General features: G+C 68.6%; 7 protein-coding genes and 3 pseudogenes. 4 read left to right on the top strand and 6 right to left on the bottom strand.

Features of this window, described 5'->3' with window-relative positions; genetic code table 11:
* Nucleotides 1-73: 73 nt before the first annotated feature.
* A pseudogene (locus DLJ49_RS03255) lies at nucleotides 74-397 on the bottom strand (hypothetical protein); the annotation flags it as partial.
* A gap of 1 nt (nucleotide 398) precedes the next feature.
* Here DLJ49_RS03255 and DLJ49_RS22305 point away from each other — a divergent pair.
* The 4 genes and pseudogenes from DLJ49_RS22305 to DLJ49_RS03240 all read left to right on the top strand — a co-directional run.
* Nucleotides 399-752, top strand: a pseudogene (locus tag DLJ49_RS22305) (IS21 family transposase); the annotation flags it as partial.
* Complete coding sequence (locus tag DLJ49_RS03250; RefSeq protein ID WP_115392077.1) at nucleotides 694-1,110, top strand: integrase core domain-containing protein; 417 nt, start codon at nucleotides 694-696, stop codon at nucleotides 1,108-1,110. The pseudogene DLJ49_RS22305 and the gene DLJ49_RS03250, both read left to right, overlap by 59 nt.
* A 367-nt stretch (nucleotides 1,111-1,477) precedes the next feature.
* Nucleotides 1,478-2,797, top strand: coding sequence for an MFS transporter (locus DLJ49_RS03245; RefSeq protein ID WP_115392076.1), 1,320 nt, complete (start codon nucleotides 1,478-1,480; stop codon nucleotides 2,795-2,797).
* A 109-nt stretch (nucleotides 2,798-2,906) separates the two neighbouring features.
* The gene (locus tag DLJ49_RS03240) at nucleotides 2,907-5,375 is read left to right on the top strand and encodes a methyl-accepting chemotaxis protein (protein ID WP_115392075.1); all 2,469 of its coding nucleotides are present in this window, start codon (nucleotides 2,907-2,909) and stop codon (nucleotides 5,373-5,375) included.
* A gap of 119 nt (nucleotides 5,376-5,494) precedes the next feature.
* Here the strand turns inward: DLJ49_RS03240 and DLJ49_RS03235 are convergent, their stop codons facing one another.
* The 5 genes and pseudogenes from DLJ49_RS03235 to DLJ49_RS03215 form a co-directional block, all read right to left on the bottom strand.
* Nucleotides 5,495-5,926: a universal stress protein gene (locus DLJ49_RS03235; RefSeq protein WP_115392074.1), complete on the bottom strand. Its 432-nt coding sequence runs from the start codon at nucleotides 5,924-5,926 to the stop codon at nucleotides 5,495-5,497.
* A 13-nt stretch (nucleotides 5,927-5,939) separates the two neighbouring features.
* Nucleotides 5,940-8,594, bottom strand: a complete 2,655-nt coding sequence (locus DLJ49_RS03230) for a TRAP transporter permease (protein ID WP_115392073.1) — start codon at nucleotides 8,592-8,594, stop codon at nucleotides 5,940-5,942.
* An 84-nt stretch (nucleotides 8,595-8,678) separates the two neighbouring features.
* Nucleotides 8,679-9,650: a TAXI family TRAP transporter solute-binding subunit gene (locus DLJ49_RS03225; protein WP_369932455.1), complete on the bottom strand. Its 972-nt coding sequence runs from the start codon at nucleotides 9,648-9,650 to the stop codon at nucleotides 8,679-8,681.
* A gap of 532 nt (nucleotides 9,651-10,182) precedes the next feature.
* Nucleotides 10,183-10,998, bottom strand: a pseudogene (locus DLJ49_RS03220) (ABC transporter permease); the annotation flags it as partial.
* Between the two features lie 59 nt (nucleotides 10,999-11,057).
* Nucleotides 11,058-12,716, bottom strand: coding sequence for an ABC transporter permease (locus tag DLJ49_RS03215; protein ID WP_115392071.1), 1,659 nt, complete (start codon nucleotides 12,714-12,716; stop codon nucleotides 11,058-11,060).
* Between the last annotated feature and the right edge of the window lie 38 nt (nucleotides 12,717-12,754).

Here is a 12,754-nt window from a genome sequence, read left to right as displayed (position 1 = left end):
TCGAAGAACCTCGCCGCTTACGGCCGCTGGCACGCCGCCCGTGACAACGCCGACCGGAGCTACCGCGACGTCCTCAGGAAGCTCCTCGCTTCAGGCCACCCCACCAACACGGTTTGCTGACACCGCCTTTGGGCAGGTTCAGGCTCTCGAAGAGCTCCAACTGTTCGGGGGTCGTGGAAGAGAGGCCGTCTACCGATCGCTCGCCGATCTTTGCCTGGTGTCGCTGGATGCGGCCCAGCAAATCGAGCGCGGTGCGCGGGCTGGCGGCATGGTCCCTCGCCTTGAGCCTCATGCGCATGACGCGGTGGAGCACGAGAGCGAGGAAACAGATCAGGGCGAGGGCCCGGATGCGGTCCGGCAGGCGATGATGGACCGGTGCGATCTCGATGTCGGATTTCTCCGAGCACATGCCGAGCGCGCATCGCCGCTTCGGGGAATGGACGCCCGCGCGCCTGATGGCCTCGGCCGAGAAGGTCGGGCCGTCCACGGCCTGCTCGAGCGCCGCGGTGATGGCGGCGCGCCCCCATCCCGAGCAGGGCTTCCGAACCTGCCTCGGCGTGCTGGCGTTGGTGAAGACCTACGGTGCCGCACGCGTCGACGCCGCCTGCCGCCGCGGCCTCGACCTCCGCGCCCACTCCGTCGCCTCCATCCGCTCGATCCTCAGGAACGGCCTCGACCGCGCCTTCCTCGAGGATGCGCCGGAAGCCTCGCCCATCCGCCACGGCAACATCCGCGGCCAGCGCCATTACCACTTGCGCCGCGCGATCGCGCGGCGCAAGGCCGCTGCCGGGGTGCGTGTTCCACTCCGATCGCGGATCCCAATACGCCTCCGAGCTCCACCGCGACCTGCTGAAGGAGTATGGCTTCGTCGGCTCCATGAGCCGGCATGGCAACCCCTACGACAACCCGCAGGCCGAGAGCCTCATGAAGACGTTGAAGGTGGAGGACGTCTACCTCATGGAGTACGAGGCCTTCGAGGACGTCGCCGCCGGCGTGCCCCGCTTCATCGACGCCTACAATGAAAGACGCCTGCACTCAGCCCTGGGGTCTCTCAGCCCCGCCATGTTCGAGGACCGCAACGCCCGCGCCCCTGTCAAAACCGCCGCGTGATCGTGTCCAACCGCAGGGGCGCACTCCACGTGACCGTCGGAACTCGACCACCCCTCGAGGAAAACAGGATGTCGATTGACGCGCATCGCCATGAGTACGGGGGGCAGCCCTTCCGCGTGCCGCCGTCGCGGCTGCAGGAGCGTACACGGGCCGCTTCGGCCTCTGCGGGCACTCTCGCGCCTGTTGCCGTGCCGACCTAGGGGCGTATGACACCCCAAAGACGCAGCCGCCGTCGCGCCCGTGCGCGCGCGGTGCGGCCGGTGTCGCAAACGGCACCGCATGCGGCGCTGCAGCGAAGACGTCGGGCACGCCTCCGTGTGAGGCGGGGCAGGCACATGGCGAACTCACGGCACGAAGGCTTCGCGCGATGATCCAAGTCCTCTCCGGGGTCTGGGCCCTGCTGCTCGGCATCGTGCTGATCATGCTCGGCAACGGCATGCACTTTACCCTGATCGGTCTGCGCGGCGGCATCGAGGGCTTCTCGGCCGCCGAACTCGCCGTCGTCACCTCGGGCTACTTTCTCGGCTTCCTGTCGGGCGCGCGCCTCACGCCCAACCTGATCCGGCGGGTGGGTCACGTGCGGGTCTTCGCCGCGCTCGGCAGCTTCATGTCGGCGGGGCTGATCGCCTTCCCGCTGCTGACCGAGCCGTGGGCGTGGACCATCCTGCGCGTGCTGGTGGGGTTCTGCATATCGGGCATCTACGTGGCAGCGGAGAGCTGGCTCAACAACGCCTCGACCAACGAGACGCGCGGCAAGGTGCTGTCGGCCTACATGCTCGCGCAGACGCTCGGCATCATCGGGGCGCAGGGCCTGCTGACGCTGGGCGACGCGGCGACCTCGGCGCTGTTCATCGGCGCCTCGATCCTCGTCTCGGTGTCCTTCGCGCCGATCCTGCTGTCGGTCACCCCCGTCCCTGCGGTGGAGATGGCACGGCCGATGACGCTGCGCGGGCTGTTCGCGAGCTCGCCGCTGGGCACGGTGGGCATCTTCCTGCTGGGGGGCGTCTACGCCACCCAATCCGGCATGGGCGCGGTCTTCGGCACCGAGATCGGCATGACGGCCGCGCAGGTGGCGCTCTTCGTGGCGATGCTGTTCGCAGGCGCACTCGCGCTGCAATACCCGGTCGGCTGGCTGTCCGACCGGCTCGACCGGCGGGCGGTGATCCTCGGCTGCGCCGTGATCGGCGCCGCCTCCTGCGGCCTTGGCTGGGTCGCCGCCGGCCTCGCCGTGGACGGCACGACCCTCTGGCCGCTGATGGGCGCCGCCTTCCTCGCCGGCGGCGTGACGACGCCCCTCTACGCCCTGCTTCTGGCCTATACCAACGACTACCTTTCCGCCGAGGACATGCCCGCAGCCTCGGGCGGCCTCGTGTTCACCTTCGGTCTCGGCGCGATTCTCGGGCCGCTCGCGACCGGCTGGGCGATGGAGCGGCTCTCACCGTCGGCGTTCTGGCTCGTTCTCGCGGCAACCTTCATTTGTCTCGCGCTCTATGCGCTCTACCGCATGACGCAGCGCACCGCCGCTCCGGCCGCGGAAACCGAGAGCTATCTCGGCGTCGTCCCCACCTCGTCGGTCGTGGCCGTGGAGGCCGCCGGAGCCTGGGCCGCCGAGCAGGCCGAGACGGAGGCAGAGACGGAGGCAGAGCCGGAGGCAGAGCCGCAATCAGGGCCCAGCCGCCCTGCCTGACCGGCGGCGCGGGGTGGCCCACAGCGTCCCGCTGGGGGCGACCATAAGGCGAACGTTTACCTCCGCCCTGTAGTCGACGCTGCGTCAAGGCTTGCCGGATCGGGGCATCATGCGGCTCTCCACGTTGTTTCTCTGCGCCTTCGCCTTCATCGGGGCGGTCATGGCTGTGCTCGGCGGCATCCTTGCCACCCAGTCGCTCCGCGAGCTGCGCGACATCCGGGCGACGGCCGTGCTGGGCACGGCCGACAGCACGGCGATGGCTGCAACCGTGGCCATGTCGCTGGAGCGTAGTGTGATCCAGGTCGGCCTCGCCTACCCCGATCCCTTGCCGCAGACGTTCCGCGACCTCGTGACCGAGCAGCGTGCGACCGCAGATTCGGGCCTTGCCGACGCGCTGGCGCAGATCGAGCGCATCGGCTGGCTCGAAACGCGTGACGCCTACCTCGCCCAGACGCGCGCCGCGCTGGCGCGGGTCGCCGAGTTGCGATCCGAGATCGACGCGCTCCTGTCCGTCCCGATCGGGGAGCGCGACCCCGGGCGCGCCTACGCGCTGCCCTACGAGCTGAAGGAGGAGGTCGTCGCCCTCAAGAACGCGACCGCGCTTCTGCGCAACCGTACGCGCATCTCGAGCCAGCTCGCGGGCGCGCTCGGCACGGTCCAGCTCAAGGCGTGGGAGGTCCGCGAATTCGGCGGCCGCGCGCGCACCTATTTCGCCATCGCGACCCTGAACGGCGCCATTATCGACCCATCCGACATCGAGGTGCTGACCCTCGACAATTCGCGTGCCCGCGAGGCCTGGACGGCACTTGCCAACGCGGTCACCTCGGTGCCGGGCCTGCCGGCGGATCTGCAGGCCGAGATAGACGCCGCCGACGCGCTCTACTTCGGCCAATACGTGCCCGAGATCGACCGCATGCTCGACGTGTCTCGCAGGACAGCGTTGGGCGAGACGCCCGACTACGGCATGGGATTCATGGATTTCTTCCAGTTCTCCAATGCCGCGCTCGGCGCGATGGAGGCGCTTTCGCAGAACGCGGGCACTGCGCTGGCTGCCTACTGGCAGGAGCGCGAACGCCGCGCCATCACGAACGCCGCGGTGATCTGCGCCTTCGCGGCGGCGGCGATCCTCTCGCTCGTGGCCATTTTCCTGGTGCTGCGGATCCGCGTCCTGGGCCTGCTCGGCGGCGCCACGCGCCTGCTTACGAGCCTCGCCAACGGTGACCTGGACGTGCAGATCCGCGAGAACCGGTCGGAACTCGTGGAAATCAAGCAGCTCTTCTCCACCGTCGAGACCTTCCGCGAGGCGTTGTGGAACATGCAGAGGCAGGAAAACGAGACGCGCGAGGCCGCCGAGCGCCAGAAACGGACCGAGGCGCGGGCCGCGGAAAGGGAGCGCGAGGACATGGCCGCGCGGGCCCGTCAGGCCGAAGCCGATCGGGCCGAGGCGCAGGCGCGGCAGGAGCGGGAGCGGCAGACCGCGGCCGAGATCGCCCGCGTGGTCGAGGCCTGCGCCGCGGGCGATTTCTCCCGCCGCCTGGACCTCGCCGGCAAGGAGGGCCTGTTCCGCGAGATTTGCGAGGGCGTCAACCGCATCGGCGAGGTCACGGATGCGGGGCTGAGCGCCGTCAGGCTGGCCCTCGAAAGGATGGCGGGCGGAGACCTGACCTACCGGATGCCTCTGGCGTTCGACGGGGTCTTCACCGAGATCGCGCATTCGATGAACGAGACCGCCGAAAGCCTGCAGGACACGCTGCTGTCGATCTCAGGTTCGGCCGCCGCCGTCGAATCCGCCTCTGTCATGGTCGCCGAGTCCACCGGCAGCCTGTCGGGCAGATACGAGGCGAGCGCCGGCCAGATCGAGGCGACGGCGACGCAGCTCGCGCAGATGACCGATCACGTGCGCGCCGCCGCCGCCTCGGCCGAGGAGGCGCGCACCGATGTCGACGACATCTCGCGCAAGGCCGCGGAGGGAAGCGAGGTGATCGAGCAGGCGGTCGGGGCGATGGATGGCATCAAGTCGTCGTCCGACGAGATCCGCAAGGTGCTCAAGCTGATCGACGACATCGCGTTCCAGACCAACCTGCTCGCGCTCAACGCCGGCGTCGAGGCCGCGCGCGCCGGCGATGCCGGGCGCGGCTTCGCGGTGGTCGCCTCCGAGGTGCGGGGGCTCGCGCAGCGCTCCTCGGAAGCGGCCAAGGAGATCGCCGGACTCGTCGAGACATCGGCGACGACGGTCGAGGGCGGGGTCGATCTCGTCAACCGCTCCGGCGCCGCCCTGCACGAGATCGCCGCCGGCGTGGCCGATGCCGCGACCCGCATCCGCGACATCGCCTCGGCCACCGTCGAGACGTCGTCGGGAGTTTCCGAAATCTCGCGCACCACGACGGAACTCGACAGCGCGACGCGCAGCAACGTCGCCGTGATCGAGGGCGCCGCCGATGCGGCGAGGCAGCTCAAGGCCGAGGCGTTGCGGCTCAAGCAGGCGGTCGAGGCCTTCCGGCTCGACGCGCCCGACCATGGGGCCGCCGCGGCCGCGGCGACCGCCGTGCACGGGGTGGAGGTGCGACCGGTGTCGTGAGGGGGCACCGCCGGCCGGAGAGGCGGCGCCCCTGGGCGCGAGTGCCGGGTCCTGGGCCACTCTCCCCTCAGGTCACTCCCCCCTGACGTCACTCTCCCCTGACGTCGCTCCCCCTCACATCACTCCCCCCTGACCACGAAGACCGACTGTCGTGCGTGACGCACGACGCGGGCGGCGTTGGGGCCGAGCAGGTAATCCTTCAGTTCCGGACGATGCGAGCCCATCACGATGGCGTCGCAGCCCAGTCGGTCGGCCGCGCCGATGATCTGGTCGTAAACCGTGCCGTGAAGCACGTGCGGATGCACCTCCACGCCTTCAGGCACATGCTCGACCACCCAGGCCGACAGCTCCTCGCCGATCTTGTGCAGCGCCTTCTGCTCGAAATCGGCCTCGAAATAGCTGCCCACGACCGACATTCCGTAATCCGGCATCACGGTGGCCACGTGCAGCGCCGCGCCGTCGTCGCGGGCCATCTTGATCGCCACCGGCGCCGCCTTGCGCCAGCTTTCGGGGGCCGAAAGATCGACGGGCAGGAGGATGGAGGTGAACATCGGGCATGCCTCCTCAGAAGGCCGGTTTCGTCTGGCGCCTGCGCTGCAGCAGGATGACCAGACCCAGGAGCAGCAGGGCGGGCACGTAGAAGACCTGCGCCGGCAGCCGGTCGGCCGGTGCCTGCACCTCGGCCAACGTGACCGGCGTCTCGGCGTAGAAGTCGAAGTTCGACAGCTTTTCGGCAGTGTCGGTGCCGAACATCGGCTCGTCCAGCCGCACCGCGTCGCCCTCGGGGAAGAGCAGCAGCCCGGAGTTCCGGATGCGCTCCTGCGCGGTCGCGCCCTCGATGTCCATGACCAGCGTCGTCTCGGTCATCTCGCCGGTGTTGAAGTCGGGGCCGCGCACCAGCAGGCGCAGCCGCGCCTCTTCGGGGGCGTTCGCTACCGCCTCCTCGAACTGCGCCGGCGCGATCTCGCGGAAGGGCGGCTGCACCATGTCGAGCCAGAAGTTCGGCACGAACAGGGTGAAGGCCACCGCCAGCAGCGCGAGCGACTCGTGCAGACGCGAGCGGGCGAGGAAATAGCCCTGCGTGGCGGCGGCGAAGAGCAGCATCGCGAAGGTCGCCACCACGAAGACGAAGATCGCCTGCACGATGCCCGCCGCCGTGCCCAGGTCGACCCCGTAGAGGATCAGCGTGGGATTGTAGACGAACAGGAACGGCAGGGCGACCGTGCGGAGCGAGTAGAAGAACGCGGTGAAGCCTGTCCGGATCGGGTCGCCCCCCGACACCGCCGCCGCGGCGAAGCTCGCCAGCCCCACGGGCGGCGTCACGTCGGCCATGATCCCGAAGTAGAACACGAAGAGGTGCGCCGCGATCAGCGGCACGATCAGCCCCTCCTGCGCGCCGAGGCTCACCACGACCGAGGCCATGAGCGACGATACCACGATGTAGTTGGCCGTCGTCGGCAGCCCCATGCCCAGGATGAGCGAGAACAGCCCCACGAAGACCAGCATCAGGAACAGCACGCCGCCCGACAGCTGCTCCACCAGCCCGGCGAGCTCGGTACCGATGGGCGTCTTGGTGACGGTCGCCACGATGATGCCCGCGGCAGCGGTGGCCACGCCGATGCCGATCATGTTGCGCGCCCCGGCGATCAGCCCGTCGCGCAGGTCGACGAACCCGGCGGCAAACTCGGAGGCCAGCCGCCCACCCTCGCCGCGGAACAGCGCCTTGAGCGGTCGCTGGGTGACGATGATGAACAGCATCAGCGAGGTGGCGTAGAAGGCCGATTTCGCCGGGCTCTGCCGCTCGACCATCAGGAACCAGATCAGCACGAAGATCGGCAGGATGAAGTGCAGCCCCGTGGCATAGACCTCGCCCACGGTGGGCAGCCTGATGTTGGGGTCGTTGGGGTCGTCGACCTCCAGGTCGGGGCGGCGCGCGGCCACGGCGACCAGCAGCAGGTAGACGCCGAGCAGCGCCGCCATGAAGACCGGCCCGGTCAGCCCCGGCGCCACGGCCTGCAGCGCGTTCGCGGCGTAGATCAGGGCGGTGAAGGCGACGCCGGTGATCGCGAAGCCGATCAGGAACTTCAGGATCATCGAGGCGAACGACTTCGCCTCGCCCAGCGCCGGCATGTCCTTCTTCAGCGCCTCGAGATGCACGATGTAGACGAGCGCGATGTACGAGATCACCGCCGGGATGAAGGCGTGCTTGATGACCTCGAGATACGAGATGCCGATGAACTCGACCATCAGGAAGGCGGCCGCGCCCATGACCGGCGGCATGATCTGCCCGTTGACCGACGAGGCCACCTCGACCGAGCCCGCCTGCTCGCTGGTGAAGCCGACCCGCTTCATCAGCGGGATGGTGAAGGTGCCGGTCGTCACCACGTTGGCGATCGACGAGCCCGAGATCACGCCCGTCATGGCCGAGCCGACGACGGCCGCCTTGGCCGGCCCCCCCCGCAGGTGCCCCAGCCCCGCGAAGGCCAGTTTGATGAAGTAGTTGCCCGCACCGGCCTTGTCCAAGAGCGAGCCGAACAGCACGAACAGGAAGACGAAGGCCGTCGACACGCCCAGCGGGATGCCGAACACGCCCGACGTGTCGAGCCACTGCGCGTTGATGAGCGCCGAGAACGACAGGCCCTCGTGCTCGATCAGCTCGGGGATCAGCCAGCCCGTGCCGAAATAGGCGTATAGGAGGAACAGCGATCCCACGATCGTCAGCGCCGGCCCCAGCGCCCGGCGCGAAGCTTCGAGCAGCACCACGAGCCCGACGGCGCCGAGGATCACCTGGAACTCGGTCGGCAGACCCGAGCGCGCCGTCATCGCCAGCCGGTCGGACCACGCGAAGACATAGAAGCAGCACGCCGCCCCCACCAGCGCCAGCGCCCAGTCGATCAGGGGCACGCGGTCGCGCGGCGACGACTTCAGCGCCGGGTAGGCGAGGAAGGCGAGAAAGATCGCGAACATCAGGTGCAGGGGCCGCGTCTGCGAGCTGTTGAGCACCGGCAGATACTCGCCGAACCACAGCTGCGGCTGCGCGATCCAGAGCTGGTAGAGCGACCACACCAGCGCCGTGCCCGAGATCAGAAGCGCGACCGCCCGATTGCTCGGATTGCGCGCGCCCGAGTCGGTGCTGGCGACGAGATCCTGAAGTTCCTCGTCGGAATACTGGCGCGTCCCGCGCCCGCCCGAAGGCTCCTGACCAGACGGGTCGGACATCTGCACCCCCTCGCTGTCCCCGCATCGCCCCTCGGGCGAAAGGGGCGGGGCGCCTGCGCGCCCCGCCCTTGTCTCAGGCCCCGCTCACTCGAGCAGGCCGGCCTCGCGATAATAGCGCTCGGCGCCCGCATGCAGCGGTGCCGACAGGCCGTCGCTGACCATCTGCTCCTTTTCGAGCACGGCGAAGGCCGGGTGCAGGCTCTTGAACTGGTCGAAGTTCTCGAACACCGCCTTGACCACCTCGTAGACCACGTCCTCCGACACCGCGGTCGAGGTCACGAAGGTCGCGCCGACGCCGAAGGTCGTCGTGTCCTCGTCGTTGCCGCGATACATGCCGCCCGGGATCGTGGCGACGCGGTAGAAGGGGTTGGCCTCGACCAGCGCCTGCGTCGCCGCGTTGTCGACGTCGACCAGCACGCTGTCGCAGGCCGTGGTGGCTTCCTGGATCGAGCCGGAGGGGTGGCCCACGGTGTAGATCATGGCGTCGATGTTGTTGTCGCACAGGGCCTGGCTCTGCTCGGCGGCCTGAAGCTCGGAGGCGACGGCGAAGTCGTCCATCGTCCAGCCCATCTCGTCCATCAGGACTTCCATCGTGCCGCGCTGGCCCGAGCCGGGGTTGCCGACGTTCACGCGCTTGCCCTGCAGATCCTCGAAGGTCTCGATGCCGGCATCGGCGCGGGCGACCACGGTGAACGGCTCGGGGTGAACCGAGAACACCGCCCGCAGCTCCTCGAACGGCCCCTGCTCCTCGAAGCGAGAGGTGCCGTTGTAGGCGTGATACTGCCAGTCCGACTGGGCCACGCCGAATTCCAGCTCGCCGCCGCGGATGGCATTGATGTTGAACACCGAGCCGCCGGTCGACTCGACGCCGCAGCGGATGCCGTGCTCGGCGCGGTTGCGATTGACAAGACGGCAGATTGCGCCGCCTGTCGGGTAGTAGACGCCGGTCACGCCGCCGGTGCCGATGGTGATGAAGGTTTCCTCCTGCGCCGCGGCCGGCGCCGCGGCCACGGCCGCAGACAGCGCCGCGACGGCAGCGGTGATACGCATGTTCATGGTAGTGCTCCCTATCGGTGGTCGCCGCGTCGGGTCGCGGCAGACGCGCAAAGGTGCGCCCGGTTCGCGCAGATGGTCAACCCTCTGCCGGCGGCGCGCCGGGCACTGGACAATCGCGGCGCCGACGCGGATGCGCCGTGCCGATGCTGAGCCGGCACTTCGAGCCCGAGCGCGCCCCACGAGGGCGCGGCAACGGCGCCGCTCGCTCGCCCCGGCGGGCGCCTCGACGGCTGCGGTCAACCTCGCGCTGGGCGCCCTGCCCCCATGGCGTCGGGCGGCGAGGCAGGGCAGCTCAGCTTGATTGACGGCGAGGTCTTCGGGCCGGCCTACCGGGGGCCTGTTGCCGGCCTTCCGGCTCGACGTCGCCATCTTCGGCGCGTTCCGGGCTGATCCGGTCCGGCATCTACTCGATCCACCACACCCAGCGCGCGACCGCCGTCGCGCCGGGGCTCTCACAGGGTGACACGATGCGCATCGTCGTGCTGCCGCAGGCGATCCGCGTCACCAAGGCGATCAATTCGGTTGCGGCGTCTCAGCCGGGCGACATGCCGCGCAACCGCTCCGAGCGGCGGCGCAGCAACTCGACCGTCATCAGCAAAAGGATCGAGATCGCGACCAGGATCGTCGCGACCGCGAGGATCGTCGGCGAGATCTGCTCGCGCAGGCCGGTGAACATCTGCCACGGCAGCGTCTGCTGGTTGGCGGAGCCGACGAAGATCACGACCACCACCTCGTCGAACGACGTGATGAAGGCGAACAGGCCGCCCGAGATCACGCCGGGCAGGATCAGCGGCATCTGCACCTTGAAGAAGGTCGTGACCGGGTCGGCCCCGAGCGACGCCGAGGCCCGCGTCAGCGACCTGTCGAAGCCCACCAGCGTCGCCGTGACCGTGATGATGACAAACGGGATGCCAAGCGCGGCATGGGCCAGAACCACGCCCACATAGGTGCCCTGCAGACCGATGCGGGAGTAGAAGAAATACATCCCCGCTGCCGAGATGATGAGCGGCACGATCATGGGCGAGATCAGGATCGCCATGATCGCCCGCCGATAGGGCACGTGCGGCTGGCTGAGGCCGATGGCCGCCAGCGTGCCGAGCGTCACCGCGAGGAGCGTCGCCGCCGGCGCGATGCGCACCGAGTTCCACAGCGCCTGTTGCCAGTCGGGATTGGTGAAGAAATCCCGGTAGTGCTTCAGCGAGTAGCCCTCGGGGTCGAACCTCAGCATCTCGGGCGTGAAGGTGAAGAAGTTCTCGGCGTTGAAGCTGAGCGGGATGATGATCAGGATCGGGGCGATCAGGAAGAAGAAGATAACCCCGCACAGCACGCGGAAGCCGTAGTACCAGATGCGCTGCGGTGTAGTGGCGTAGATCGGCGGTCCAGACATGGCTCTGCTCTCCCCCGCCCCTATCCGAGGCTCACGTTGTCGATGCCCACGATCCGGTCGTAGACCCAGTAGAGCACCAGCACGACCACGAGCAGGATCGTCCCGAGCGCGGCCGCGAGGCCCCAGTTGAGCGACGACGAGATGTGGAAGGCGATCCGGTTCGAGATGAACGTCCCGGTCGTGCCGCCGACGAGTTCCGGCGTGATGTAGTAGCCGATCGACAGGATGAAGACGAGGATGCAGCCCGCCCCGATCCCCGGCACCGATTGCGGGAAATACACCCGCCAGAAGGCTGTCCAGTTGGTCGCGCCAAGCGACTTGGCGGCCCGCACGTAGGACGGCGGTATCGTCTTCATCACCGAGTAGAGCGGCAGGATCATGAACGGCAGCAGGATGTGCGTCATCGCCACGATCGTGCCGAACTGGTTGTTGATCATGGTCAGGCGTGCGTCGTCGGCCACGAGCCCGATCCAGACGAGCGTGTCGTTGATGACCCCCTGCTGCTGCAACAGCACCTTCCACGCGCTCGTGCGCACCAGAAGCGATGTCCAGAACGGCAGCAGCACGAGGATGAGCAGCAGGTTGGCCGTGCGCAGGGGCAGGTTGGAGATGAGGTAGGCGATGGGATAGCCCAGCAGGATCGTGCAGCCCATGATCATGAGCGACATGAACAGGGTGCGCTGGAACAGCAGCATGTAGATGCGCTGGTCCTCGTCCTGGGCGACAACCTCACCGTCGGGCGAAAGCTTCAGGTCGACGGATGTCAGGAAGTAGCCTGGAGTGTAGGGGGGCGAGAAGGTCTTGATCGTGGCCCAAACCTCCGGGTCGAGCCAGTCTTCCTCCTCGGCGACGAACATCTCGCGGACCGGCTGACTTTCGAACCCCTCCACGGCCGCGCGCGCCTCGCGCAGCATCTCGGCCCGAGGCCCCTCGTAGGCGGCGATGGCGCCGGGGTCGGTCCGCATCAGGTCGTGATAGAGCGCCATGTGCACGGGCGCCCACGGCTCTTCCTCGCGCGGATTATCGTCGCTGCCCTGCTGGATGGCGCGGGCGAACGAGGCATAGGCGGCAGCCGTCTCGGACATCAGCGCGGCGAAGCGTTCGGACGGCTCGAAGGGCGCAGGGTGCTCCCACCCTTCGTCCGCCACGAGGTCCACCCAGGGGCCGGCCTCGTCCCAGTTGGGGTTCAGGTCCTCGAACTGGTCGAGATAGATCTCGCCGAAGTCGTCGACCCCCCGCCCCGTGCGGCGAAAGAGCGACGAGATGCCCGTCGTCTCGTAGTTCAGCCGCGTGCCCAGACGGGTATGAATCTTCAGTTCCTGCGCCTCGACGAGGTCGTAGGCCATCGCGAGGAACGTATCCTCCGAGGGCAGTTCGTCCTGCTCGGGATCCCACTGCTCCAGCGCCACGACCGTTCGCGGCAGCGTCTCGGAGACGATCTGGTTCTCGACCGAGCGGAACAGCATGTCCGCGATCGGGGCAATGAACGTGACGAGCACGAAAAGCAGCAGCGGCGCCACGAGACCGAAGGCGCGCAGCTTCTGCCGGCGCAGCGAGCGTTGCAGAGACTTCTTGAGCGGACTTCCGTCGGCGGCGAGGAGGGGCTCCTGCCGTTCGGGCCGGGCCCGGTCGCCCGCGTCGGGCTTGGGGATCGGCGCGTCGGCGGCGGCATCGGTCATCTGGATCGTCTCCCGCTGCGCTTGGGGGCGGTGCCGTG

It is taken from the genome of Rhodovulum sp. 12E13, assembly GCF_003340565.1.
In the GTDB taxonomy this organism is placed as follows: Bacteria; Pseudomonadota; Alphaproteobacteria; order Rhodobacterales; family Rhodobacteraceae; genus HLUCCA09.
This window is presented reverse-complemented; position numbering and strand designations above follow the sequence as displayed.